At 71.0% G+C, this 26,517-nt stretch carries 20 protein-coding genes; all 20 read left to right on the top strand.

Annotated elements, in window-relative coordinates:
* Positions 1-46 precede the first annotated feature (46 nt).
* The 20 genes from gcvA (at position 47) to AC1HIL_RS38070 (ending at position 26,454) form a co-directional block, all read left to right on the top strand.
* On the top strand, positions 47-952 hold the full coding sequence (gene gcvA / locus AC1HIL_RS38165; RefSeq protein WP_479668581.1) for a transcriptional regulator GcvA: 906 nt from the start codon (positions 47-49) through the stop codon (positions 950-952).
* A 78-nt stretch (positions 953-1,030) separates the two neighbouring features.
* Positions 1,031-1,747 carry a TetR/AcrR family transcriptional regulator gene (locus AC1HIL_RS38160; RefSeq protein WP_296731597.1) on the top strand — a complete coding sequence of 239 codons (717 nt, stop codon included), beginning with the start codon at positions 1,031-1,033 and terminating at the stop codon, positions 1,745-1,747.
* Between the two features lie 76 nt (positions 1,748-1,823).
* The gene (locus AC1HIL_RS38155) at positions 1,824-3,722 is read left to right on the top strand and encodes a hypothetical protein (protein ID WP_479668582.1); all 1,899 of its coding nucleotides are present in this window, start codon (positions 1,824-1,826) and stop codon (positions 3,720-3,722) included.
* Between the two features lie 49 nt (positions 3,723-3,771).
* Entirely contained in the window at positions 3,772-4,278 is a 507-nt protein-coding gene (locus tag AC1HIL_RS38150) for a hypothetical protein (RefSeq protein ID WP_479668583.1), read from the top strand.
* A gap of 62 nt (positions 4,279-4,340) precedes the next feature.
* Positions 4,341-5,000: a hypothetical protein gene (locus AC1HIL_RS38145; RefSeq protein WP_296731607.1), complete on the top strand. Its 660-nt coding sequence runs from the start codon at positions 4,341-4,343 to the stop codon at positions 4,998-5,000.
* A gap of 468 nt (positions 5,001-5,468) precedes the next feature.
* Positions 5,469-12,953 (top strand): non-ribosomal peptide synthetase, encoded by a 7,485-nt coding sequence (locus tag AC1HIL_RS38140; protein WP_479668584.1) that lies wholly within the window; start codon positions 5,469-5,471, stop codon positions 12,951-12,953.
* 10 nt (positions 12,954-12,963) lie between these two features.
* Positions 12,964-14,277, top strand: a complete 1,314-nt coding sequence (locus AC1HIL_RS38135) for a glycosyltransferase (RefSeq protein WP_479668585.1) — start codon at positions 12,964-12,966, stop codon at positions 14,275-14,277.
* A 36-nt stretch (positions 14,278-14,313) separates the two neighbouring features.
* Complete coding sequence (locus AC1HIL_RS38130; RefSeq protein WP_479668586.1) at positions 14,314-14,514, top strand: MbtH family protein; 201 nt, start codon at positions 14,314-14,316, stop codon at positions 14,512-14,514.
* Positions 14,515-14,542: 28 nt separating this feature from the next.
* Complete coding sequence (locus tag AC1HIL_RS38125) at positions 14,543-14,710, top strand: hypothetical protein (protein WP_479668587.1); 168 nt, start codon at positions 14,543-14,545, stop codon at positions 14,708-14,710.
* A 57-nt stretch (positions 14,711-14,767) separates the two neighbouring features.
* A complete protein-coding gene (locus tag AC1HIL_RS38120) occupies positions 14,768-15,703 on the top strand; it encodes a LysR family transcriptional regulator (RefSeq protein WP_209542202.1) in 936 nt (311 codons plus the stop codon).
* A gap of 170 nt (positions 15,704-15,873) precedes the next feature.
* Positions 15,874-16,881: an acrylyl-CoA reductase (NADPH) gene (gene acuI / locus AC1HIL_RS38115; protein WP_479668588.1), complete on the top strand. Its 1,008-nt coding sequence runs from the start codon at positions 15,874-15,876 to the stop codon at positions 16,879-16,881.
* Positions 16,878-19,007: an acetate--CoA ligase family protein gene (locus AC1HIL_RS38110; protein WP_479668589.1), complete on the top strand. Its 2,130-nt coding sequence runs from the start codon at positions 16,878-16,880 to the stop codon at positions 19,005-19,007. The genes acuI and AC1HIL_RS38110 overlap by 4 nt, the downstream gene beginning before the upstream one ends.
* Positions 19,008-19,019: 12 nt before the next feature.
* A complete protein-coding gene (locus AC1HIL_RS38105) occupies positions 19,020-19,838 on the top strand; it encodes an enoyl-CoA hydratase/isomerase family protein (RefSeq protein ID WP_479668590.1) in 819 nt (272 codons plus the stop codon).
* Positions 19,839-19,872: 34 nt separating this feature from the next.
* Positions 19,873-20,640, top strand: a complete 768-nt coding sequence (locus AC1HIL_RS38100) for an ABC transporter ATP-binding protein (RefSeq protein WP_209542205.1) — start codon at positions 19,873-19,875, stop codon at positions 20,638-20,640.
* On the top strand, positions 20,637-21,476 hold the full coding sequence (locus AC1HIL_RS38095) for an ABC transporter permease (protein ID WP_479668591.1): 840 nt from the start codon (positions 20,637-20,639) through the stop codon (positions 21,474-21,476). Before AC1HIL_RS38100 ends, AC1HIL_RS38095 begins: the two co-directional genes overlap by 4 nt.
* A gap of 37 nt (positions 21,477-21,513) precedes the next feature.
* Positions 21,514-22,617, top strand: coding sequence for an ABC transporter substrate-binding protein (locus AC1HIL_RS38090; RefSeq protein ID WP_479668592.1), 1,104 nt, complete (start codon positions 21,514-21,516; stop codon positions 22,615-22,617).
* 18 nt (positions 22,618-22,635) lie between these two features.
* Entirely contained in the window at positions 22,636-23,421 is a 786-nt protein-coding gene (locus AC1HIL_RS38085; protein ID WP_479668593.1) for a class II aldolase/adducin family protein, read from the top strand.
* Positions 23,422-23,550: 129 nt separating this feature from the next.
* Complete coding sequence (locus AC1HIL_RS38080) at positions 23,551-24,336, top strand: alpha/beta fold hydrolase (protein WP_479668594.1); 786 nt, start codon at positions 23,551-23,553, stop codon at positions 24,334-24,336.
* A gap of 40 nt (positions 24,337-24,376) precedes the next feature.
* Positions 24,377-25,057, top strand: coding sequence for a heavy metal response regulator transcription factor (locus AC1HIL_RS38075; RefSeq protein WP_479668595.1), 681 nt, complete (start codon positions 24,377-24,379; stop codon positions 25,055-25,057).
* Positions 25,054-26,454 (top strand): heavy metal sensor histidine kinase, encoded by a 1,401-nt coding sequence (locus AC1HIL_RS38070; RefSeq protein WP_479668596.1) that lies wholly within the window; start codon positions 25,054-25,056, stop codon positions 26,452-26,454. The genes AC1HIL_RS38075 and AC1HIL_RS38070 overlap by 4 nt, the downstream gene beginning before the upstream one ends.
* The last annotated feature ends 63 nt before the right edge of the window (positions 26,455-26,517 follow it).

Genomic DNA, 26,517 nt, shown 5'->3' with positions numbered 1-26,517 from the left:
GATCTGTCGCTGCGGCAAAGAAAAACTTTTCCGAAAGGACGACGGCATGAAGACTCCCGCCTATCTCAACGCCCTCAAGGCCTTCGAGGCCGCGGCGCGCCACCAGGGCTTCTCGGCCGCGGCCGAGGAACTCAGCGTGACGCCGGCCGCGGTCGGCCAGCTGGTGCGCAGCCTCGAGGCCTGGCTCGGCGTGCCGCTGTTCGTGCGCGCGAGCAGCGGCAGCGCGCGCCTCATGCCCACCGAGGCGGCGCGGCGCGCGTTGCCCGACATCCGCGAGGGCTTCGACCGCCTGGGCCTCGGTGTCGCAAGGCTCAAGGAGGCCACGCCGAATCCCGCCCTCACCGTGACGCTCAGCCCGGCTTTCGCGGCCAAGTGGCTGCTGCCGCGCATCGAGCGCTTCCAGGCCCGCCATCCGGGCACCGACCTGCTGCTCGACACCAACACGCGCACGGTGGACTTCCTCGCCGAGCACATCGACGTCGGCGTGCGCTATGGCGGTGGCGACTGGCCCGGGCTCGTCGCCACCAAGCTCATGGACGAGCAGGTCTTCCCGGTCTGCGCGCCCACGCTCAAGGGCTTGCGCCGGCCATCGGACCTCGCGCGCCGCACGCTCATCCACGACCTCTCGCTGCCCGCGCGCTCGGGTTTCCCGAGCTGGCGCAGCTGGTTCGACGGCATGTCGCTCGGCGCGGTGCCGGCCACGCGCGGGCTGCGCATCAACAACTCGGCCGCGGTGCTGCAGGCCGCGATCGATGGCCTGGGCGTGGCGCTGGGCCGCAGCGTGATGGTGCGCGACGACCTCGCCGCCGGGCGCCTCGTGCGCCCCTTCGGCGACAGGGGCAGCGTGCCCGCACTGGCGTACTACGTCGTGCACCGGCCCGAGGCCGGGGCGATGCCGCAGGTGGCGGCCTTTCGCGACTGGCTGCGCGAGGAGGCCGCGCGCGACGCGTGAGACACCGCGCCGGGCGGCCCCGGCCGGCCGAGGGTATGCACTAATGCAGGTAGATTAATCAACTTGCATTATCCGGCCATGCCCGCCGCCGCACGCCGCCATCCCAAGCCCGCCGAGCACCCGCCGCACACCGACGCGCCCGGCGACACCACGCATGCGCGGCTGCTCGCCGAGGCCATGAAGCTGATGGCGCGCGAAGGCATGAACGCGGTCTCGCTGCGCCGCATCGTGGTGGCGGCCGGTGCCAACAACGCCTCCGCGTTGCACTACCACTTCGGCAGCCGCGAGGGCCTGGTGGGCGAGATCACCGCGATGCTGCAGCACTGGCTGGAGCCGCGATCCTGCGCGGGCCTGGAGGCGCTGCGCGGGCGGCCGCACGGCGTGCGCGACATCATGGAGGCCGCCTTCGGCCCGATGATCGAGATGCTGCAGACGCCGGCCTTCGGCCGCGACGCGGTCTGCTTCATCGGCCGGCTCGGCTGGGACTTCGGCGAGGCCGGCCAGCGGCTGTCCGCGAAGCTGCACCGCAAGCTGCTGGGCCTCGCGGTCGAACTGCTCGAGGCGCAGTTGCCGCACACCTCGCGCGAGACGATCCAGTACCGGCTCATCCTCAGCATGAACGTCGTGTACTACGGCATCTCCTACCGCAGCTACCTCAAGCGTTCGCCCTTCGGCGTGATGCCGATGTCGGAGCGCGGCAACGAGGCGCGCGAGCGCCAGGAGTTCATGGACTACCTGGAGGCCGGCGTGCGCAACGTGCCGGGCCCCGGCACCCCACGCCTCGACGCCGGCTGAGCCGCGCCTCGGGTGTACCCGGACCCGCCGGATGGACGGGTCGTCTTTCGAGAAAACCAAGACGGAGACATTCCCCATGCCCAGAAATTTCAGGCCACGCCTGCGCCCGGTCGCATCGCTGCTGGCACTCGGCCTCGTGCTCGCCTCATGCGGAGGCGGCGGCAACGGCAATCCCGCGCTCTGGCTCGCACCGCCGCCCGCGGGTGCCGGCTCCCCGGACAGCGCCCCGCCACCACCACCGCCGGCCGCGGTGGGCCAGGCGCTCTCGATCTCCACGCACGAGATCGCGAGCAAGGCCAAGGCCCTGCGCACGCCTGGCACGGCCGGCGTCAAGGTCGACGCCTCGAGCAAGCTCGCCACGCAGTTCGGCGGCACCGAGGTGGACCTGAACCGTGTGCGCTACACGCGCTACGGCCTCGAGGGCAACGCAGGCAAGCCGGTCGACGCGGTGCTGATCGCCGTGCCCGGCACGCTGGCCGCGTCGCACAGCTACCTGGTGCTGGCGGAGAACCTGGTCTGGCGCATGTGGAAGGACCACGGCAAGGTGGTCGAGCTCTGGGGCATCGACCGGCGTTCGGTGCTGCTGGAGGACACCAAGGGCCTGCAGATCGCCGAGCGCGAGCGCAAGGCCGAGATCGGCCTCGACTTCCTCTACGGCGCCGAGCTCGGCCTGTCGCTCGATCCCAGACTCGACCGGCGCGCGGTCTTCCACGACAGCACCGACGTGCCCTTCATCGCCGACTGGACGCCACAGGTGCATTCGATCGACATCGACGCGGTGGTCGACGTGGCGCTCACGGTCGCGCGCAACCGCAACGTCTTCCTCGGCGGCCACTCGGCCGGCACCGGCTTCGTCGCGCGCTACGCGGCCACCGACTTCAACCTCTCGGGCAGCGGCCCCGCGCAGCCCGGCTACGCCAAGCTCAAGGGCCTGGTGCTGTTCGAGGGCGCGGGTGCCTCGCTGGCGGCGACGCCGCCCACCGATGCCCAGCTCGACGCGGTCATCGCCGCGGCGGAAGGCGGCCTGCACGACGCGGTCGCGACCGGCAAGGTGCAGGCCTTCGTCTCGGTACCGGGCCTGACGCCGCGCGTGAACGCCTCGACCGAGGTCACGGGCATGCAGATCGCGTTCGAGGGCACGATCAACGGCACGCAGGCGCTGCTGCAGACCGACCAGCGCGGCATCGCGGACAACAACGTCTACAGCGTCGTCACCGACTTCACCAAGCGCGCGTTCCCGGTCACGGCCGGCGCGGCGCTCGGCACCTTCATGGACGACGACAACCTCGCGCGCACCGTCTTCTATTCGATCTCGCTCGGAGCATTGGGCGATGCGCGCGCCGACGGCGTGCGCGTCTGGCTCGACAACGACGCGGCGCTGCCGGCCTCGGCTTTCCGCGACTTCGGTCCCATGCCGGCCACCATCGCGGGCTCGCTGCCGGCCTGGGGCAAGGAGCTCGAGCCGACCAATCTCAAGCGCTTCTCGCGCGCGCTGTTCCTCGGCGACACCACCTACAGCGACTGGTACTACCCGAGCTCGGGCCTGCTGATCGGCAACTCCGCCGCCGGCGGCGGCGCCAACCTCGGACTGGACACCAGCGCCCTCTCGCTGCCCGTGAGCCAGGGCGGGCGCGGGCGCGCCGACATCGTCAACCAGACCCAGGCCCGCAGGATCGACATTCCGGTGATCGCCTTCGGCGGCTCGAACGGACTCTCGCCCGTGCCTGGCGTGTGGCGCGGCTTCGCCGAGGCGATCGCGCCCTGCGCGGCTCCGAGCTGCGTGGCCGGCACGCCGCGCACGCCGGCCGGGCAGGCGGCCAACCTCGCCGACCGCAAGTTCGGCGACGTGGCGGGCGGCTTCGAGGTGCACATCAGCGAGGGCTACACCCACGTCGACATCCTGACCGCCGACGACGGCGACAGCAACAAGGTGGTGCGGCCGCTGGCCGACTTCATCGAGCGCAACATCCTTTGACTGGAGCGCCCGGCCGCGGGCGATGGAGTTCCGAAGCGTGACGCATGCCATGAGCTTTTCCATGCCGGCCTTCGGCGCCGCGGCACCGACCGCACCCGCGAAGGCCAGGCGCCCGGCCATGCCACGGCAGCTGGCATTGCAGCTGCGCGGCAGCTACGAGAGGCTGCGCGAATGCCGCTGCGCCTGCGCGCGCGGCGAGGCACTGATCTTCCATTGCCGGCAGCAGATCCTCGAATACGAAGCCGATCCGCGGCAGTTCGCGCGCACCTACTTCGCGGGCAGCGCGCCCGATGCGTTTGCGGTGCTCGCGAGCATGCGGCGCGCGCACGAAACCCTGGCGCGCTACCAGGGCGAGATCGCCGGCTTGCAGGCGGAACTCGGCGCGGCCGAGGCCGAATGCGCGCGCACCGAGCAGTCGGTCGAGGCACGGCTGGCCACGCTCGGCGCGCCGCGGCCGAACTGGTGCCGCTGGCCCGAGGCGCCGCATGCGCTCGAGAAGATGCGCAGGAGCCACCTGAGCCACTTCCGGCTGCGGCCGCAGCCCGCACCTTCATAGGCCAGGGTTCGGCGCGCTTCGATAATCCGAGGCTTTCCCCCGCACCGGACCCCATCGCCCCCATGAGCGCCGCCGACTTCCTCCTCTCCCCCTCCGTCCAGAAGCTCCTGCAGGTGCTCTACGGAAATCCCGAGGAACCCTTCACCACGAACGAACTGGCGCAGAAGACAAAGCTCGACGCGGCCGAGGTGGAGGGCACGCTCGCGCACCTCGTCGGCAGCGGCATGCTGTCGCGGCATGCCGCGAAGGAGGAACTGCCCGAAACCTTCACGCTCGATCGCGGCTTCGTGTTCCACCGCGAGCTGCGCCGCATCGCGCTGAAGTCCTTCGCGGCGGCCGAGCCGGTGCGCGCGATGCTGCGCACCAGGTTCAAGGATTCGGTGGTGCGTGCCTTCGTGCTCGGCGAGGACGCGAACGGCATCGTGGAGGTGCTTGTCGTGCATGGCGCGGTGACGCCCGACGAAGCGGCGATGACCGCCGCCTGCCGCAAGCTGTCGAAGGCCATCCATCGCCATCTGCAGGTGCATGTGATCTCGAACGCGCGCTTCGAGGGCCTCGCGCCGCGTGATGCACTGGCCGCCAAGCTCGGGGCCGAGACGGCCTTCGAGATCATCGCGCCGGGCGACACCAAGGCGCGCCTGAAGCCCGAGCGCGCGGGCCTGTTGCACAGCGCGAAGAAGACGCTGGCGGCGCTGTCCAGGTCGGCGCGACGCGGCGAATGACCGGTGCGAATTAGAGCGTGCCCAATTAGCTCAAAAGTCCTCGCAATACTTTTCTATTCACCACGGAATTCCGTGGGAATTAGGCAGTTTTTATTCACGCAATGCGCTTTCCGGCATCTCCAACATATTTGCCATACCCCTGCTGCGCGTATTGAAGTTGCTGCGGCGCAACAAACTTTTTCCTCCTGCTTCTCCCTCTGAAAGTAAGCCGAACCGCCTCGAAAATGAGGCTTTCTGGGTGCAGTGCGAAAAACCCCAGGAAACCTTTCTTGCTCAATTGAGAGCGTGAAATATTGCCGCACTCGAAACTGCCATCGAAGTGACTGCAACCGCTTGTACATTTGGTTTTGAAATGTCAACGGAATGTCAATTCGACCCGCTGCGGACGTGCGAGAAGGCAGCTTCTGGCAATTCGCTTCGCGCCTGCAATGCCCCGTTGGCAACCCCATGTCCAACTTGGAGCAGCGCATGCAAGGCAGTGGTCCCCTGAGCAGTTCGGCGCCTCTCACCTCGGGTCAGATGGCGATGTGGCTGGGCGCGAAGTTCGCGTCGCCCGACACCAATTTCAACCTCGCGGAAGCCATCGACATCGAGGGCCCGATCGATCCCGCAATCTTCCTCGCGGCCATGCGCCGCATCACCGAGGAGGTCGAGGCCACGCGGCTCAACTTCGTCGACGCAGGCCAGGGGCCGCGCCAGGTGGTGGCGAGCAGCTTCGAGGGCGAGATCCCCTACCTCGACCTCAGCGCCGAGGCCGATCCCGCGGCGCGGGCCGAGCGCTGGATGCGCGCGGACTTCGAACGCAACATCGACCTCGCGCACGGCCAGCTGTGGCTGTCGGCGCTGATCCGCCTCGCGCCCGGGCGCCACATCTGGTACCACCGCAGCCACCACATCGTGCTCGACGGCTTCGGCGGCGGGCTGATCGCGCGGCGCTTCGCCGACATCTACAGCGCGATGGCCGAAGGCGCCGCCGAGGTGCCCGAGGCCTCGCGCCTGGCACCGCTGTCGCAGTTGGCCGAGGAAGACCGCGCCTACCGCGAATCGGGCCGCTTCCCGCGCGACCGCCAGTACTGGACCGAGCGCTTCGCCGACGCGCCCGATCCGCTGAGCCTCGCCTCGCAGCGCTCGGTCAACATCGGCGGCCTGCTGCGCCAGACGGTGCACCTGCCCGCGGCCAGCGTGCAGGCGCTGCAGCAGATCGCGCAGGAGCTCGGCACCACGCTGCCGCAGATCCTGATCGCCACCACCGCGGCCTATCTCTACCGCGCCACCGGCATCGAGGACATGGCGATCGGCATCCCGGTCACCGCGCGCCACAACGATCGCATGCGGCGCGTGCCCGCGATGGTGGCCAATGCCGTTCCGCTGCGCCTCGCGATGCGCGCCGACCTGCCGATCCCCGAACTGATCCGCGAAGTGGGCCGCCAGATGCGGCAGGTGCTGCGCCACCAGTCGTACCGCTACGAGCATCTGCGCAGCGACCTCAACATGCTGGTCAACAACCGGCAGCTGTTCACCACCGTGGTCAACGTCGAGCCCTTCGACTACGACTTCCGTTTCGCCGGCCATGCGGCGCGGCCGCGCAACCTCTCGAACGGTACGGCCGAGGACCTGGGCATCTTCCTCTACGAGCGCGGCAACGGACAGGACCTGCAGATCGACTTCGACGCCAATCCCGCGGTGCACACCGCGCAGGGGCTGGCCGATCACCAGCGCCGGCTGATCGCCTTCATCGATGCCGTGATCCGGCAACCGCAGCAGGCCGTCGGCCATGTCGACCTGCTCGGTGCCGAGGAGCGCCGGCAGTTGCTGTTCGGCTGGAACGACACCGAACACGCCGTGCCCGACACGCACCTGGTCGCGCTGATCGAGGCCCAGTTCGCCGAGCGGCCCGAGGCGATCGCACTGCGCTTCGAGGGCGAGGCGATGTCCAACGCCGAACTCAACCGCCGTGCCAACCGCCTCGCGCAATTGCTGCGCGCACGCGGCGCGGGCCCCGAGCACACGGTGGCGCTCGCGATCCCGCGTTCGATGGAACTGATGGTGGCGCTGCTCGCCACCTTGAAGACCGGCGCGGCCTACCTGCCGGTCGACCCCGATTTCCCGGCCGACCGCATCGCCTTCATGCTCGGCGACGCTGCGCCCGTGTGCCTGGTCACCACCGAAGCGCTCGCGCAGGTGCTGCCCGCCGACGCCCCGCGCCTGTTGATCGATGGGGCGCAAACGATTGCCGATCTGGCGAATTGCGACGAGGCCAACTTCGCAGTCGCGATCGATCCCGCGCACCCGGCCTACGTGATCTACACCTCGGGCTCGACCGGCCGGCCCAAGGGCGCGGTGGTGTCGCATCGCGCCATCGTCAACCGCCTGCTGTGGATGCAGGCCCGCTACGGCCTCGCGGCCGACGACCGCGTGCTGCAGAAGACGCCCTCGAGCTTCGACGTGTCGGTGTGGGAGTTCTTCTGGCCGCTGATCGACGGCGCCACGCTGGTGCTCGCCAGGCCCGGCGGCCACAAGGACGCGGCCTATCTCGCGGGCCTGATCGCCGACGAAGGCATCACGACGCTGCATTTCGTGCCCTCGATGCTCGAGGTCTTCCTGCGCGAGCCCGCGGCCGCCGGCTGCACCAGCCTGCGCCGCGTGATCTGCAGCGGCGAGGCGCTGTCGCCCGCGCTGCAGGCGCAATGCCACGAGCGCCTGGGCGCCGAGCTGCACAACCTCTACGGCCCGACCGAGGCCGCGGTCGACGTCACCGCGTGGGAATGCGAACGCTCGCAGGCCGCGCCGAAGAGCGTGCCGATCGGCAGGCCGATCTGGAACACGCAGATGTACGTGCTCGACAGCGGCCTGCAGCCAGTGCCGGCCGGCGTGGCCGGCGAGCTCTACATCGCGGGCACGGGCCTGGCGCGCGGCTACCTGGACCGGCCGCTGCTCAGTGCCGAGCGCTTCGTCGCCAATCCGCATGGCGCGCCCGGCAGCCGCATGTACCGCACCGGCGACCTCGCGAGTTGGCGCGCCGACGGCAGCCTGGACTACCTGGGCCGCGCCGACCAGCAGGTGAAGATCCGCGGCCTGCGCATCGAGCCCGGCGAGATCGAGGCGGTGCTGCTCCAGCACCCGCAGATCGCACAGGCCGCGGTGGTGGCGCGCGAGGACGCTCCCGGCGAGAAGCGCCTGGTGGCCTACCTCGTGCCGGCCGAGGCCGCCGATCCACAGACGGCCGAGCTGCGCACGCACCTCGCGCAGGCGCTGCCCGACTACATGGTGCCCTCGGCCTTCGTGAGCCTGCCCGCGCTGCCGCTGGGCCCGAGCGGCAAGCTCGATCGCAAGGCGCTGCCGCCGCCCGAGGTGCAGGCCGCCACGCCCTATGCCGCGCCACGCACGCCCACCGAGAAGATCCTGGCCGGCCTCTGGGCCGAAACGCTGCACCTGCAGCGCGTGGGCATCCACGACAACTTCTTCGAGCTCGGCGGCCACTCGCTGATGATCGTGCAGCTGGTCTCGATGATCCGCCAGCAGTTCATGATCGACCTGCCGCTGGACACGCTGTTCCAGGTCTCGACCATCGCCGGCCTCGCCGAGCTGCTCGACCAGGAATCGGTGGCGCGGCCCAGCCTGGTGCCGATGCCGCGCCCGGCGCGCATCCCGCTGTCCTTCGCGCAGCGCCGCCTGTGGCTGATGAACCAGCTCGAGGGCGCCAACCCGGCCTACAACATGCCGCTGGCGCTGCGCCTGTCGGGCACGCTCGACCGCGCGGCCCTGCATGCGGCGCTCGACGACCTGGTGCAGCGCCACGAGAGCCTGCGCACCATCTACCCGAACGAGGACGGGCTGCCGTGGCAGCAGGTGCTCGACGGCGCGCAGGCGCGCCCCGCCGTGCTCGAGGCCGACAGCAGCGAGGACGAGATCGCCGCGCAGCTGCACGCGGCCGCGGGCCATGCCTTCGACCTCGGCAGCACGGCGCCGCTGCGCGTCTCGCTGTTCAGGCTGGCCGACGACGAGCACGTGCTGCTGCTGCTCACGCACCACATCGCCGGCGACGGCGCCTCGCTGCTGCCGCTGGCGCGCGACCTCAGCGTGGCCTACGCGGCGCGCTGCGAGGGCAAGGCGCCGGGCTGGACGCCACTGCCGCTGCAGTACGCCGACTACGCGCTGTGGCAGCAGGAGCTGCTGGGCAGCGAGGACGATGCCGAGAGCATGGCCGGGCGCCAGCGCGCGTTCTGGCAGGCCACGCTGCAGGACCTGCCCGAGCAGCTCGCGCTGCCGGCCGACCATCCGCGCCCGCTGGCGCCGAGCTACCGCGGCGACGTGGTGCCGCTGCAGATCGCGCCGCAGGTGCACGAGCGCATCCTGCAGCTGGCGCGCGACGGGCAGGCCAGCGTCTTCATGGTGCTGCAGGCCGCGCTCGCAGGCCTCTTGAGCCGGCTCGGCGCGGGCGACGACATCGTGATCGGCAGCCCGGTCGCGGGCCGCAGCGACCACGCGCTCGACGAGCTGATCGGCTGCTTCGTCAACACGCTGGTGCTGCGCACCGACGCCTCGGGCCGGCCCAGCCTGCGCGAGCTGGTTTCGCGCGTGCGCGCCACCAACCTCGCGGCCTATGCCAACCAGGAGTTCCCGTACGACCGCCTGGTGGAGCTGCAGCGCAGCGGCGCGGGCCGCGCGCGCACCAACCAGCCGCTGTTCCAGGTGATGCTGGGCTTCCAGAACAGCAGCCGGCTGTCGTTCAGCCTGCCGGGCCTGTCGATCACGCCGCAGCCGGTGGAGATCGACACCGCGAAGTTCGACCTGTCCTTCATCCTCAGCGAACAGCGCGGCGCCGACGGCCTGCCGGGCGGCATCGGCGGCGGCATCCAGTACAGCAGCGACCTGTTCGAGCGCGCCACCGTCGAGGCCATGGCCGCGCGGCTGGCCCGGCTGCTCGAGGAGGCCTGCGACGCGCCCGACGCGCCGATCGCCGAGCTCGCGATCCTGAGCGCCGAGGAACAGCACCGGCTGCTCGCGCAATGGAGCGGCCAGCCGCGCGAACTCGCGCCGCGTTCGCTGGCCGCCATGGTGGCCGCGCATGCCGCCGAGCGCCCGCAGGCGCCCGCCGTGGTGCTCGACGACGCGACCGTCGGCTATGCCGAACTCGACGCGCGCGCCAACCGGCTCGCGCAGTTGCTGCGCGCACGCGGCATCGCGCCCGGCGCCATCGTCGCCACGGTGCTGCCGCGCTCGCTCGACCTGGTCGTGGCCCACCTGGCGATCGTCAAGGCCGGCGCCGCCTACCTGCCGATCGATCCGAACCACATGGCGGCCCGTAGCGCCTTCGTGTTCCAGGAAGCCGCGCCCGCGGCGGTGCTCACGCACGAGGCGCTGCTGCCCCAGTTGGCCGACATCGCCCATTGCATCGCGCTCGACGCTGCCGACACGCGCGAGGCGATCGCGGCCCAGTCCGAGGTCGCGCCCTCGGCACCGCCCGCCGATCCACGCGAGGCCGCCTACGTCATCTACACCTCGGGCTCCACCGGCCTGCCCAAGGGCGTGGTCGTGCCGCATGCGGGCCTGGCCAGCCTCGGCGCCGCGATGCAGGAGCGGCTGGCGATCGCGCCCGACTCGCGCGTGCTGCAGTTCTCCTCCTGCGGCTTCGATGCCTCGGTGATGGACCAGCTCATGGCCTTCCACGCGGGCGCCGCGCTGGTGGTGCCGGGCGCGCAGCAGCTGCTGGGCAGCGACCTCGCCGAGCTGCTCGAGGCCCGGGCCGTGAGCCATGCGCTGATTCCGCCGGCCGCGCTCTCGACGCTGCCGCCCGGCGAGTTCGCGACGCTGCGGACGCTGGTGGTCGGCGGCGATGCCTGCTCGGCCGAGCTGGCCGCGCGCTGGGCGCCGGGGCGTCGCATGGTCAACGCCTACGGCCCGACCGAGATCACCATCTGCGCGAGCATGAGCGCGCCGATGGAAGCCGGCCGCCAGCCCTCGATCGGCCAGCCGATCTGGAACACGCGCATGTACGTGCTCGACGAGCTGCTGCAGCCGGTGCCGCCCGGCGTCGCGGGCGAGCTCTACATCGCGGGCGCCGGCGTGGCACGCGGCTACCTGAACCGCGCCGCGCTCAGCGCCGAGCGCTTCGTGGCCGATCCGCACGGCGCGCCCGGCAGCCGCATGTACCGCAGCGGCGACCTCGCGCGCTGGCGCGCCGACGGCAGCCTCGATTTCCTCGGCCGTGCCGACCAGCAGGTGAAGATCCGCGGCTACCGCATCGAGCCCGGCGAGATCGAATCGGCGCTGCTGCAGCATCCGCAGGTGACGCAGGCCGCGGTGATCGCGCGCGAGGACACGCCCGGCGACAAGCGCCTGGTGGCCTACTTCGTCGCCGCCGCCGATCCGCAGCCGACCGAGCTGCGCGCCCACATGGCGCGCGCCCTGCCCGACTACATGGTGCCCTCGGCCTTCGTGCACCTGCCCGCGCTGCCGCTCACGCCAAGCGGCAAGCTCGACCGCAAGGCGCTGCCCGTGCCCGAGCAGCAGGCCGCGGTGCAGTACGTCGCGCCGCGCACGCCCACCGAGGAACTGCTGGCCGGCCTGTGGCGCGAAACGCTGCGGCTGGAACGCGTGGGCATCCACGACAACTTCTTCGAGATCGGCGGCCATTCGCTGATGGCGATCCAGCTCGGCATGCGCATCCGCCAGCAGGTGCGCGCGGACTTCCCACATGCCGAGGTCTACAACCGGCCCTCGATCGCCGAGCTCGCCGCCTGGATCGACGACAACGCGGGCACGACCGAGGCGCTCGACCTGTCGCGCGAGGTGGTGCTGCCCGCGCATGTTCAGGCGCAGGCGATCGCGCCCACGCTGGCACCGCGACGCGTGTTCCTCACCGGCGCCAGCGGCTTCGTCGGCAGCCACCTGCTGGCCGCGCTGCTGCGCGACACCGAAGCCCGCGTGGTCTGCCACGTGCGTGCGGCCGACCCCGAAGCCGGCGCGCTGCGGCTGAAGCGCACGCTGGCCACGCGCCAGCTCGAATCGATCTGGGACGACGCGCGCATCGAGGTCGTCACGGGCGACCTCGGCAAGCCGCGCCTGGGCCTCGACGACGACGCGGTGCGGCTGGTGCGCGACGGCTGCGACGCGCTCTACCACTGCGCCGCGCAGGTCGACTTCCTGCATCCCTACGCCAGCCTCAAGCCGGCCAACGTCGACAGCGTGGTCACGCTGCTCGAATGGACCGCGCAGGGCTGCGCGAAGACGCTGCACTACGTCTCCACGCTGGCCGTGATCGACCAGGGCAACAACCAGGAGGGCACGGTCACCGAGCGCTCGGCGCTCAGCTCGTGGCGCGGCCTGGTCGACGGCTACAGCCAGAGCAAGTGGGTCGGCGACGCGATCGCGCGCGAGGCGCAGGCGCGCGGCATGCCGGTCGCGATCTACCGGCTGGGCGCGGTCACCGGCGACCACACGCATGCGATCTGCAACGCCGACGACCTGATCTGGCGCGTGGCCCATCTCTACGCCGACCTGGAAGCCATCCCCGACATGGACCTGCCGCTGAACCTCACGCCGGTGGACGACGTGGCGCGCGCCATCCTCGGCCTCGCGGCGCAGCGCGCCTCGTGGGGCCAGGTGTTCCACCTGATGGGCCAGGCGCCGCTGCGCGTGCGCGACATACCGCCGGTGTTCGAGCGGCTCGGCATGCGCCTCGAGCCTGTGGGACTCGACCCCTGGCTCGAGCGCGCGCATGCGCGGCTGGCGGTGGGGCAGGACCGCGACCTCGCGGCGGTGCTTGCCATCCTCGACCGCTACGACACCTCGGCCACGCCGCCGCAGGTGTGCGGCGCGGCCACGCAGGCGCAGCTCGAGGCGATCGGCACGCCGATCCGCCCGGTCAACCGCGAGCTGCTGCAGCGCTATTTCGTCGACCTCGGCATCCACACCAAGGCGCGCCGCGCCCTGGAAACCACCGCCTCCTGAGGAACATCCCATGGCACGCTATCTCATCGCGGCAACCGCCCTGCCCGGCCACGTCCTGCCGATGCTGGCCATCGCCCAGCACCTCACGGGCCTCGGCCACGAGGTGCGGGTGCACACCGCGAGCCAGTTCAGGGCCCAGGTCGAAGCGACCGGCGCGAGCTTCACGCCCTTCGCGCGCGCCATCGACGGCGACTACCGCGATCTCGACGAACGCTTTCCCGAGCGCCGCCGGCTGAACTCGCCGCATGCCCAGCTGTGCTTCGGCCTCAAGCATTTCTTCGCCGACGCGATCGAGGCGCAGCATGCGGGCCTGCGCGCGATCCTCGAGGACTTCGAGGCCGATGCCATCGTGGTCGACACCATGTTCTGCGGCACCTTCCCGCTGCTGCTGGGGCCGCGCGAAGAGCGGCCCGCGGTGGTCGCGATCGGCATCTCGGCGCTGCCGCTGTCGAGCTGCGACACCGCCTTCTTCGGCACCGCGCTGCCGCCGTCTTCCACGCCCGAGGGCCGCGCGCGCAACAAGGCGATGAACGCCAACCTGCAGCAGGCGATGTTCGGCGACGTGCAGCGCCACTTCGACACCGTGCTGCGGCGCCTCGGCGCCGGCGCGCTGCCGGCCTTCTTCGTCGATGCGATGGTGCGCATGCCCGACCTCTACCTGCAGCTCACCGGCCCGTCCTTCGAATACCCGCGCAGCGACCTGCCGGCCTCGGTGCGCTTCGTCGGCCCGCTGCTCGCGCCGGCCAGCCGCGACTTCACGCCGCCCGAGTGGTGGGACGAACTCGACGACGGCCGCTCGGTCGTGCTGGTCACGCAGGGCACGCTGGCCAACCAGAATCCCGCGCAGCTGATCGTCCCCACGCTCCAGGCGCTGGCCGGCGATCCGAACCTGCTCGTGATCGCCACCACCGGCGGCCCGGTGCCGCCCGCCCTGTCGGCCAACGTGCCGGCCAATGCGCGCGTGCTTCCTTTCCTGCCCTACGACCGCCTGCTGCCCAAGCTGCATGCGATGGTCACCAACGGCGGCTACGGCTCGGTCAACCATGCGCTGAGCCTCGGCGTGCCGCTGGTGGTGGCCGGCAGCTCGGAGGAGAAGCCCGAGATCGCCGCGCGCGTGGCCTGGTCGGGCGTGGGCATCAACCTCGGCACCGCGCAGCCGGCCGCGCGCCAGGTCGGCGATGCGGTGCGCAAGCTGCTCGCCACCCCCGGCTACCGCGAACGCGCGAACGCCCTGCGCGAGGAGTTCGCGCGCCACCGCGCGCTGCACGGCATCGCGCAGGCGCTCGAGGCCCTGCCGCGCGTCGAATCCCTGGAAGCGGCCTGAGCGCCGGCCCCTTCGCATCCCATCGAAAGAACCGCCATGACCAATCCCTTCGACGACAAAAACGCCAGCTTCCAGGTGCTGGTCAACGACGAGGGCCAGCACTCGCTGTGGCCCGCCTTCATCGCCGTGCCCGCCGGCTGGCGCGTGGCCCTGCCCACCACCGACCGCGCCGCGTGCAGCGCCTACATCGAGGCGAACTGGCGGGACATGCGGCCGCTCTCGCTGGCGGGGCGTTGAGCGCGTCCATCGCATCGGGCCCCCGGCCATGATCTTCCTGTTCCTGCGCAGCCGCAGCGCCGCCGCGGTCCACGTGCGGCGGCTGCGGGCCCTCGGCCCCGAGGCCGCGGGCATGGCCTCGGCCGTGGAGAAGCGCCGCGCCGACAAGCCCCGCCGCCAGAAGGCCCAGGCCGGAAAGAAACGGCTCGCGGAATAGCGCCCGGACGTCTGCGCATAGCATCGGCCTCGCCACAGGATTTCCAGGAGGCCCGCGATGTCCCGCGAATTTTCCGCCCAGCTCAAGAACCCGACCGCGCTCCACTACTTCCGCGAGGTGGCGAAGGCCGGCTCGTTCCGCAAGGCCGCCGAGGTCACGCATGTCGCGGCCTCGGCCATCAACCGGCAGGTGAAGAACCTCGAGGACGAGGTCGAGGCGCCGCTGTTCGAACGCGGCCGCGGCCGCTCGGGGCTCAAGCTCACGGCCGCCGGCGAGATCCTGCTGCTGCACGTGCGCACCATCGCGAACGAGCTCAATGCGGCGAAGACCCAGATCGATGCCCTCAAGGGCCTGAAGCGCGGCAACATCCGCATGGGCGTGAACGAGGGCTTCGCGCGCGAGCTGCTGCGCGAGACGCTGACGCCGTTCAACCAGCGGCATCCGCAGGTCACCTTCGAATTGCTGGTGGCCGCGTCGCCCCGATTGGTGGAGATGGTGATGGCCGACGAGGTCGATCTCATCATCGCCTACAACGTCGCGCCGCATGCGGGCCTGCAGGTGCAGGCGCGCTGCCTCGTGGGCTCCTGCATCATGGTGCCGCGCCAGCATCCGCTGGCCTCGAAGAGCTCGGTGCGGCTGGCCGATTGCGCGCCCTACGGTTTCATCATGCCGCACGAGAGCATGGCGCTGCGCCCGACCATCGACCGCATGTTCGCCAGCGTCGGCATCCAGCCGCGCATCGCGCTCACCACCGACTCCTACGAAATGATGCGCAGCGCGGCCTCGGCGGGACTGGGCATCGCGATCGTGAGCCAGTACCTGCACGGGCTCGATCCCAACTATCCGCATGCGGTGTTCGTGCCGATCCGCGACACGCGCGTGAAGAAGCAGGCGGTGTCGTGCTGCGTGCGCAAGGGACGCCATCTGTCGGTGGCCAGCCTCACGCTGCTCGAGAGCGTGGCCGCGGTGCTGCAGGCGCGCAGCGAACGCTGAACGGGGCCGGCATGCGGCGCCGAGCCGCGCCTTCAATGCGCTAATAAAGAGAACGCGTATCGACGTTTATTGATCTTGAGTAGAGCGGACCTCGCTCATAGAGTGGCGCTTCCCATCGCGCTGTGTCCATCGAGTTTTTCGATGCAGTGCAGCAAAAAGCAGGAGCCCACGTGTTCAAAGCCATCCATCTGTCCCGGCCTGAAGGCGGCTTCGCAGCCGCCGAGGTCGAGCTCGACCGGTCCGTCCTGCCGCAGGCCGACGTGACCGTGCGCATCGAGCATTCCTCGCTCAACTACAAGGACGCGCTGGCCATCGCGAACCGCGGTCCGGTGGTGCGCCAGTGGCCGATGATTCCCGGCATCGACGGCGCCGGCGTGGTCGAGGCCAGCGACAGCGAGGAGTTCCGCGTCGGCGACCGCGTGATCCTCAACGGCTGGGGCGTGGGCGAACACTGGTTCGGCTGCCTCGCGCAGTACGCACGGCTGAAGAGCGACTGGCTGATCCCGATGCCCGACCGGCTCGATTCGCGCTCGGCCATGGCCCTGGGCACCGCCGGCTACACCGCGATGCTCTGCGTGCAGGCCATCGAGCGCCATCACGTGCGGCCCGGCGCGGGCGAGGTGCTGGTGACCGGCGCCGCGGGCGGCGTGGGCAGCATCGCCGTCGCGCTGCTGGCCCACCTCGGCTATCGCGTGGTGGCCTCGACCGGCCGTGCCGCCGAGGCCGACTACCTGAAAAGCCTGGGCGCCGCCGAAGTGATCGACCGCGCCGAACTCGCCGCACCCGGCAAGCCATTGGCGCGCGAACGCTGGGCCGCAGCGGTCGACACGGTCGGCAGCCACACGCTGGCCAATGCCTGCGCGGCCACGCGCTACGGCGGCGTGGTGGCGGCCTGCGGCATGGCGCAGGGGCTGGACTTCCCGGCCTCGGTCGCGCCCTTCATCCTGCGCGGCGTGACCTTGCGCGGCGTGGACTCGGTGATGGCGCCGCGCGCGGAGCGCATCAGCGCCTGGCAGCGGCTGTCGCATGTGCTCGATGCGCTGCGGCTCGACGACATCGTCCACGAGATCGGCCTGTCGCAGGTGATCGCGCATGCGCACAAGCTGATGGCCGGCGAGGTGCGCGGCCGCATCTGCGTCGACGTCAATGCGTCGCACATCGCCGGGAGCCGCGCATGAGCATGAACCTGCAGGCGCTGTTCCGACCCGCCGCCGTCGCGGTGCTGGGCGCCTCGCCGCGCGCCGACGCCATGGGCACCTATGTCGCGCGCAACCTGCGCGACGGTGGTTACGCGGGCGAGATCTACCCGATCCATCCGACGGCCACCGAGGTCGAGGGGATGCGCTGCTACCCCGACCTGGCTTCGCTGCCGCGCGTGCCCGATTGCGCCGTGGTCGCGCTGTCGGCCGACAAGGTGATGGGCGCGCTGCGCGATGCCGCGGCCCAGGGCGTGAAGTCGGCGGTGGTGTTCGCGAGCGGCTTCGCCGAACTCGGCGCCGAGGGCGCGGCGCTGCAGCGGCAGTTCGCCGAGCTGCATGCGCGGACCGGCCTGCTGGTGTGCGGCCCCAACTGCCTCGGCCTGATCGACGTGCATGCGCGCACCGCGCTCTACAGCGCGCCGCCGCCCGACCCGCTGCCCGCCGGTGGCGTGGCGGTGGTGTCGCATTCGGGCTCGGCCTGCATCGCGCTCGGCGGCACCGGGCGCCTGGGCCTGAGCCACATGGTCTCGGTCGGCAACGCGGCGGTGCTCGATATCCACGACTACCTCGCCCACTTCGCGGGCGAAGCCAAGGTGAAGCTCGCCGCGGTGTTCATGGAGACCGTGCGCGACCCCGAAGGCTTCGCGCGTGCCGCACGGCTGATGCGCGCGGCCGGCAAGCCCATCGTGCTGCTGCGCGTGGGCCGCTCGAGCCAGGGCGCCGCGGCCACCGCCGCGCACACCGGCTCGCTGGCCGGCTCCGATGAGGCCTACCTCGACTTCTTCCACGGCCTCGGCGTGGTGGTGGCGAACGACATGGACGAGTTCGTCGAGACCTGCGTGCTGTTCGAGAGCGGCGCCCGGGCGCCACGGGGCGACGGCGTGGCGGTGCTCAACGTGAGCGGCGGCGAGATCGCGCTGACCTGCGACCTCGGCGAAGCCGCCGGCCTGCGCTTCGCCAGGCCGGCCGCGACCACGCTGCAACGCCTGGCCGCGGTGCTGCCCTCGTTCGCCACGCCGAGCAATCCGCTCGACGTGACCGGCGCAGCGGTGTCCGATGGCAGCCTGTACCGGCAATGCGTCGACATCCTCGCGGCCGATCCCGACGTGGCGGTGCTCGCGATCTCGCAGGACTGCCCGCCGGGCATCGGCGAACGCGCGGCCGGCAACTACCGGCTGATCGCGCAGGCGGCGGCGCAGGCAGCCCAGGCACTTTCGAAGCCCGTGCTGTTCTACAGCAACGTCGGCGGCGGCATGCATGCGGAGGTGGTTGCGCCGCTGCATGCATCGCGCGTCGCGGCGCTGCAGGGCGCGCGCCCCGCGCTGCAGGCGATCGCGCACTGGCTCGCCTGGCATCGCTGGCAGCCCGAGCCGGCCTTCGAGCCCGCGTTCTCGCAGCCGCAGCCCGCCTGGCGCGACCGCTTCGCGAGCGGCGAGCCCCTGTCGGAAGGCGAGGCCAAGCGCTTCCTCGCCGACCACGGCATCGCGACGACGCGCGAGCGCCTGTGCACCAGCGCCGAGCAGGCGGTCTCCGCCGCGCGCGAGATCGGCCATCCGGTGGTGATGAAGATCGAGTCGCCCGACATCGCCCACAAGACCGAGGCCGGCGGCGTGGCGCTGGGCCTGGCCGACGACGCCGCGGTGCGCGCGGCCTTCGACCGCATCCTGGCCGACGTGAGCCGCCACCAGCCGCAGGCGCGCCTGCGCGGCGTGGCCGTGCAGGAGATGGTGCGCGGCGGCATCGAGATGATCGCCGGCACCTCGCGGCGCGCGCCCTTCGGTCCCGCGCTGGTGGTCGGCACCGGCGGCATCTGGGTCGAGCTGGTGCGCGATTCGGTGCTGGCGCTGGCACCGGTGAGCCCGGCACGCGCGCACCGGATGCTGCGCGCGACGCGGGCGGCGGCGCTGCTCGACGGCTTCAGGGGCGCGGCACCCGCGGACGCCGCGGCCCTCGAGGCCCTGATGGTGCGGCTGTCGGAGATCGCCGCGGCCTATGCGGACCTCGTGGAGGCCATCGAAATCAACCCGGTCGCCGTGCTTGCCGCGGGACAGGGCGTGCGCGTGCTCGACGCCCTGGTCGAGCTGCGCGGACCGACGCTCAACTGAAAGGAAGTACCCATGGACTACCAGGCCATCCAGCTCGCCATCGACGGCACCATCGCGACGCTCACGCTCGACCGTCCCGAGAAGATGAACGCGCTCGACGACCAGTTGCTGCTCGAGATGCAGCATGCGCTCGACAGCCTCGAGGCGAACCCGGCCGTGCGCGCCCTCATCGTCACCGGTGCCGGTCGCGCCTTCAGCGCGGGCTTCGACCTCAGCCCGCGCGAGGAGCCGTTCACCACCGTGCAGGACTGGCGCGAGCACGTGAAGCTGGGCAACGACACCTGGTCGCGCATCTGGCGCTCGCGGCTGCCGGTGATCGCGGCGGTCAACGGCTTCTGCCTCGGCGGCGCCTGCGACCTCTCGATGGTCTGCGACATCACGCTGGCCGCCGACACCGCGCAGTTCGGCGAGCCCGAGATCCAGTTCAAGTCGGCCCCGCCCTACGCGATCATGCCCTGGGTGCTGGGCATGAAGAAGACCAAGGAACTGCTGCTGACCGGCGACCGCGTGGATGCGCAGGAGGCGCAGCGCATCGGCCTGGCCAATCGCGTAGTGCCGGCCGACCAGCTGCTGGCCGAGGCCCGGCGGCTGGCGACCAGGCTGTCGATGATTCCGCCGCCCGCGATGCAGCTCAACAAGATGGGGTTGAACCGCGCCTACGAGATGCGCGGCTTCCAGTCCACCATCGACTACGGCGCCGAGGTCTTCACGCTGGTGCTGATGGCGGAATCGGCCGAGGCCGACGAGTTCTTCCAGGTGGCCGGCGCGCAGGGCCTGAAGGCCGCCTTCAAGTGGCGCGACGCGCGCTTCGCGCTCGAAGGCCCGCAGTGAGGCCGGGCCGGGCGCACCTCGAAAGGCACGCACCATGATCGAGATCTCTGGACTCAACAAACGCTACCTCACGCGCGACGGCGTGGACATCGACGCGCTGAAGGACGTGAACCTCTCGGTGGCCGACGGCGAGTTCGTCACCGTGGTCGGGCCCAGCGGCTGCGGCAAGTCCACCCTGCTCAAGATCCTGGCCGGCACGCTGCGACGCAGCTCGGGCTCGGTGAAGGCGCGCGACATCCCGCTCGACGGACCGAGCCGCGACGTCGGCGTGGTGCTGCAGGCACCGGTGCTGCTGCCCTGGCGCACGGTGCTCGAGAACGTGATGGTGCCGGTCGAGATCCAGCGCCTGGACCGCAAGGTCTACGAGCCGCGCGCCCGTGCGCTGCTCAAGCTGGTGGGCCTCGAGGGTTTCGAGGGCAAGTACCCGTCCGAGCTCTCGGGCGGCATGCAGCAGCGCGTGGGCATCTCGCGCGGGCTGGTGCACGACCCGGCCTTCGTGCTGATGGACGAACCCTTCGGCGCGCTCGACGCGATGACGCGCGAGACCATGAACCTCGAGCTGCTGCGTATCTGGAAGGAGAGCGGCAAGACGGTGGTGCTGGTCACGCACAGCATCCCCGAGGCCGTGTTCCTCGCCGACCGCGTGGTCGTGATGTCGCCGCGGCCGGGCCGCATCACCGAGATCCTGCCGATCGACCTGCCGCGCCCGCGGCGGCTCGAGATGATCAATTCGGAACGCTTCGGCGGCTACGTCTCGGCCATCCGCAGGCACTTCCATTCGCTCGGAGCACTCGACGCATGAACACCCGCACCGCTTCCACCGTGCTGCCCGCCGTGCCTTCGGCGCCTCCCGCGCGGCGCATCGCCCGCCCCGAGATCCCGCTGGCCATCGCACTGTTCGTCGTCGTGGTCGGCGGCTGGGAGCTCGCGGTGCGCGCGCTCGACGTCTCCGCGCTCGTGGTGCCGCCGCCCTCGGCGGTCGCGCTGGCGCTGTGGAGCGGGCTGATCTCCAACGCCTTCACCTACCACTTCGGCGTGACCGCCTACGAGACGCTCGCGGGCTTCGCGGTCGGCGCGGGCCTCGGGCTGGTGCTGGGCTCGCTGGTGTCGCAGTTCGTGCTGGTCGAGAAGACGCTCTATCCCTACATCGTCGCGTTCCAGACCATCCCCAAGGTGGCGATCGCGCCGCTGTTCGTGATCTGGTTCGGCTACGGCATGACCTCGAAGGTGATCATCACCGCCACCATCGCCTTCTTTCCGGCGCTGGCCAACACCATCGTCGGGCTGCGCGCGGCGCCGGCGGACCAGATCGAGCTGCTGCGGGCCTTCACCGCGACGCGCTGGCAGATCTTCCGCATGGCGCGCGTGCCGCATGCGCTGCCCTACGTCTTCGCGGGCCTCGACGTGTCGATCGTGCTGTCGGTGATCGGTGCGGTGGTCGGCGAGTTCGTCGGCGCGCAGGCGGGGCTGGGCTACCTGATCCTGCAGCGCACCTTCTCGATGGACACGGCGGGCATGTTCGCCATCCTCATCCTGCTGTCGGCCATGGGCATCGTGCTGCATGCGGTCATGAAGTACGCCCGCAAGCGGGTCGTGTTCTGGCTTGAGACGCAGCAGGACGCCACGCTCGGCGCCTGAGCCCCGGTTTCCCTTCGCACTTCACCCTGGAGTTCTCATGACCACTCGCATCCTCGCCAGCGGCCTGCGCGCCTTCCTGCTGCTGCTCCTGGCCTGCGCGCTGCACGCATCGGCCCAGAGCACCAAGCCCCTGAAGAAGGTCACGCTGGCCGTCGGCGGCGTGAGCGTGCTCAACGCGGCCTATCCCTGGCTCATGATGCCGCTGGCGCTCGGCTACTGGCGCGACGAGGGCTACGACGTCGAGGTGGTGGCCACGCCCGGCTCGCTGCAGACGGTGCAGCAGCTCGCCGCGGGCAGCATCGCGCTGTCGCAGATGAGCGCGGGCGCCCTGATCCAGGCCAACGTGACGAACAACCTGCCGATCCGCGCGATCAGCGTGAACAACGTGCTCGACTGGGCCGTGGGCGTGCAGGCCGACGGACCGGTCGCGAAGGTGGCCGACCTCAAGGGCAAGAACATCGGCATCGTGAGCCTGGCCAGCGGCGGCCTGCCGATGCTCAAGGCGCTGCTGCGCGCCGGCGGCCTCGATCCCGACAAGGACGTGACCATCGTCGCCGTGGGCACCGGCGCGCCCGCGCTGGAGGCGCTGCGCGCCAACCGGGTGCAGGGGCTGATGTTCTGGCACACGGCGCTGGTGGGCTTCGAGAATGCCGGCGGCCGGCTGCGCTACCTGTCGGACCCCGCCTGGGAGACCTTCGCCGACTTCAGCCTCGCGACCACGCAGCGCACCATCGACAGCGACCCGGCGATGGTCGAGGCCATCGCGCGCGGCGTGGCCAAGGCCAGCCTGTTCACCGCCACCAATCCGCAGTGCGCGCGCCAGCTGCACTGGAAGCGCTTCCCGCAGAGCAAGCCCACCGGCGCCGACGAGGCCACGCTGGCGCGCAACGACGATCGGCTGGTGGCGGCGGTGGTCGGGTCGATGGACAAGGCACGGCGGCTCGACGGCGGCCAGGCCTGGGGCCGCGTCGATGCGGCCGCCTTCCAGCGCATGCAGGACTTCCTGTTCGACAACAAGGTGATCGACAGGAAGGTGGCGCCCGAGACCTTCGTGATCCGCACGCCCGGCTTCGCCGAACGCGTGGACCGCTACGACCACGAGGCGGTGATCCGCCAGGCCAAGGCCTGCGCCATCTCCTGAGACGAAGGAGCGCGAACGATGACACCCCTGCATGGTGCCTATGCGGCGGACGCGGCGGCGGCAGGCCGCTCGCAGGCCGAGATCGCGGTGCGCCGCGACCTCGCGGCCGCCTACCGGCTGATCGCTCTGCACGGCCTGGACGACAGCATCTACACGCACATCTCCGCGCGCGTGCCCGACGCCGAGAACCAGTTCCTGATCAATCCCTTCGGCCTGCTGTTTCGCGACGTCACGGCCGGCTCGCTGGTGAAGATCGACCTCGAGGGCCGCCAGCTCGAGGACTCGCCGCACGACGTGAATCCCGCGGGCTTCACCATCCACAGCGCGATCCATGCGGCGCGCCACGATGCCGCCTGCGTGCTGCACACCCACACGGTGGCCGGCGTGGCGGTGTCGACGCTCGAGGAAGGGCTGCTGCCGCTCAACCAGTGGTCGCTGCTGTTCCACCAGCGCGTGGCCTATCACGACTTCGAGGGCATCGCGCTCGACCTCGACGAGCGCGAGCGGCTGGTGGCCGATCTCGGCGCCACCGCCAAGGTGCTGATCCTGCGCAACCACGGCCTGCTGACCGTGGGGCGCAGCGTGGCGGATGCGGTGCTGACCATGCTCGCGCTCGAGAAGGCCTGCCGGGCGCAGATCGCGGTGCTCTCGACCGGGCGGCCCGTGCGCGCGATCCCCGAGGCCATCCGCCAGAAGACGCTGCGACAGCTCGAGAGCGGCGACGGCAACCGCATGAAGGGGCAGACCGATCCCGACCAGCGGGCCTGGCACGCGATGCTGCAGCGGCTGGCACCGGCCAGATGACATTTTTGTAATCGAAATGTGCGATCCAGGTCGATGGCCTGGCGCCACAGTCCGCTCCAGAGCAGTGCCGGTCGTCACTGCATGACCCCGCGGCGCCGCAACCGGCGCCGCCAGAACCTGGAGCCTTTCATGCATCGCAGAACCCTCATGGGCCGCATCGCGGCCATCGCCCTCGCCGGTGTCTTCTCCGTGGCCGCCGCCAGTGCGCAGACCGCGCCCCCGGCGCCGGTCGCCGTCCACAACGTGGTGCTGGTGCACGGCCTCTATGCCGACGGCTCGAGCTGGGGCAAGGTGATTCCGCTGCTGCAGGCCCAGGGCCTGCACGTGACCTCGGTGCAGAACCCGCTGAGCGGCTTCCAGGACGACGTCGACGCGGTCAAACGCGTGCTGGCGCAGCAGGACGGCCCCACGCTGCTGGTCGGCCATTCGTACGCCGGCATGGTGATCAGCGAGGCCGGCACCGACCCGCACGTGGCAGGCCTGGTCTACATCGCGGCGCGCGCGCCCGATGCCGGCGAGGACTACCCGGCTCTCACGCGCAAGTTCGCCGCCGCGCCCGCCGGTGCCGGCCTGCAGTGGGACACCAACGGCTGGGGTTCGCTGAGCCAACCGGCCTTCCTGAAGGACTTCGCGGGCGACCTGCCGCCGGCCGAGGCGCTGGCCTACTACGCGGTGCAGCAGCCCTTCGCGCGCGCCATCACCACCGCCAGGACCACCGTGGCGGCCTGGCACGACAAGCCGACCTGGTACGCCGTCTCGCGCCAGGACCGCACCATCGACCCCGAGCTGCAGCGCTTCATGGCCCAGCGCATGAAGGCCAGCACCGTCGAGCTCGACGCCAGCCACGTGTCGCTGCTGTCGCAGCCCCGGGCCGTGGCCGATCTGATCGTGCAGGCGGCGCAGGGCCGGCGCTAGACTGCGGCACCGCGGCGACGCCCCCGCGGAAGGACACCCCATGCGCGTGCTCGTCGTCGAAGATCATCCCAAGCTGGCGGACTACCTGCGCAAGGGACTCACCGAGAACGGCTACGTCGTCGACGTCGCGGCCGACGGCATCGACGGCCGTCATCTCGCGGTGAACGGCGAGTACGACATCGTGGTGCTCGACGTGATGCTGCCCGGCCTCGACGGCTTCGCGGTGCTCAAGGCGATCCGCGCCACCAAGGACGTGGCGGTGCTCATGCTGACGGCGCGCTACCAGGTCGAGGACCGCGTGCGCGGCCTGCAGGACGGCGCCGACGACTACCTGGTCAAGCCCTTCGCGTTCTCGGAGCTGCTGGCGCGCCTGACCGCGCTGCGCCGCCGCGGCGTGCGCTCGGGCGGCACCTCGGAACCCACCACGCTGACCCTGGGCGACCTGCAGCTGGACCTTGCGCGGCGCAAGGCCTCGCGCGGCGGCCAGGCGCTCGAGCTCACCAACAAGGAGTTCCTGATCCTGGCGCTGCTGATGCGGCGCCGCGGCGAGGTGCTGTCGCGCACCGTGATCGCCGAGCAGGTGTGGGACATGAACTTCGACAGCGACACCAACGTGGTCGAAGTGGCGGTGCGCCGCCTGCGCGCCAAGCTCGACGATCCCTTCGAGACCCCGATGCTGCGCACCGTGCGCGGCATGGGCTACGTGCTGGAGTCCGCGTGAAGGCTCCGCGGGTGCGCTTCGGGTCGATCTCCGCGCGCCTGGTGCTGATGCTGGCGGTGGTCGCGGTCGCTGTGTTCGCCGCCACCGGCTACCTGCTGCACAAGGCGCTCGAGCAGGTGCTGATCGCCGACGAGCGCTCGGACCTCAGCGGCAAGACCGAGGTGGTGCAGCACTTCATCGACGAGGTGCGCACGCCGGCCGACCTGCCGATGCTGCGGCGCCACCTCGCGGCCACCAGCGTGGGCGGGCGCTACCGCTGGAACGTGTGGCTGATCGCGCGCGACGGCGAGATGCTCTACGGCGCCGAGCCGATGCCGCCCACGCTGCGCGGCGAGGGCAACAAGGTCTGGCTGCAGCGGCAGGACGGCGTGGTGCTGCGCGGCGCGCACTATCGGCTCGACGAGCACGCCATCTTCCCCGGTGCGCAGGTGCTGATCGGCATGGACCCGCGGCCGCGCGCCGAGATGCTCGAGCGCTACGACAACTACGGCCTGCTGGTCGGCGCGCTCGGCGTGCTGTGCACCGTGGCGCTCGGTGCCATCGCCACGCGGCGCGGCCTGCGCGCGCTCGCGGACCTGTCGCGCGAGGCCTCGGTGATACACCCCGGCGGGCTGTCGCAGCGTCTGACCCTGCCGGCCGACAGCACCGAGCTGCTGCCGCTGGCCCTGCGTTTCAACGAGGTGCTGGCGCGCATGGAGGATGCATGGACCCAGCTCGAGGGCTTCAATGCCGACGTGGCGCACGAGCTGCGCACGCCGCTGGCCATCATGATCAACGGTGCCGAGCTCGCGCTCGCGCGCGACCGGCCCCGGGACGAGATGCGCGAGGTGCTCGAGTCGCACCTCGAGGAGCTGCGCACGCTGGGCTCGATGGTCAACGACATGCTGTTCCTCGCGCGCGCCGACCGCGGCGACGCGGCCGAGGACCTGCGCGAGCTCTCGCTGGGCGAGCAGGCGCGGCAGGTCGGCGAGTTCGTCGAGGTCTTCCTCGAGGAGAAGCGCCAGCGGCTCGAGATCGAGGGCGATGCCTCGGTGCCGGTCAACCGCGTGCTGCTGCGCCGCGCGCTCGTGAACCTGCTGACGAACGCATCGCGGCATGCGCCGCAGGAGGCCGTGATCGGGCTGCGGATCGAGGCGCTGCCGGAGGGCGCGCGCATCACCGTCTCCAACCCCGGCGATGCGATCGCGGAAGAAGTGCGGCAGCACATGTTCGAGCGCTTCTGGCGCGGCGACAGCTCGCGGCCCCGGACGGGCGAGCGCTTCGGGCTCGGGCTGGCGATCGTGCGGGCCATTGCGCGCATGCATGGGGGCGAGACCTTCGTGCGTCGCACGGCGGGCCGCAACGAGATCGGCTTCACATTGGGCCGCCGCGTCGCCGCATCGATGTCGATCGCGTAGGTCTCGCCCCACCCGCCCGGGCCTTTACTTGGTTTCGGGGATTCCCCGCATCGACCGGCCTGC

It is taken from the genome of Variovorax sp. ISS6 (assembly GCF_056523145.1).
The sequence above is the reverse complement of the archived record's forward strand: the minus strand, read 5'-3'. Positions and strand labels throughout refer to the sequence as shown.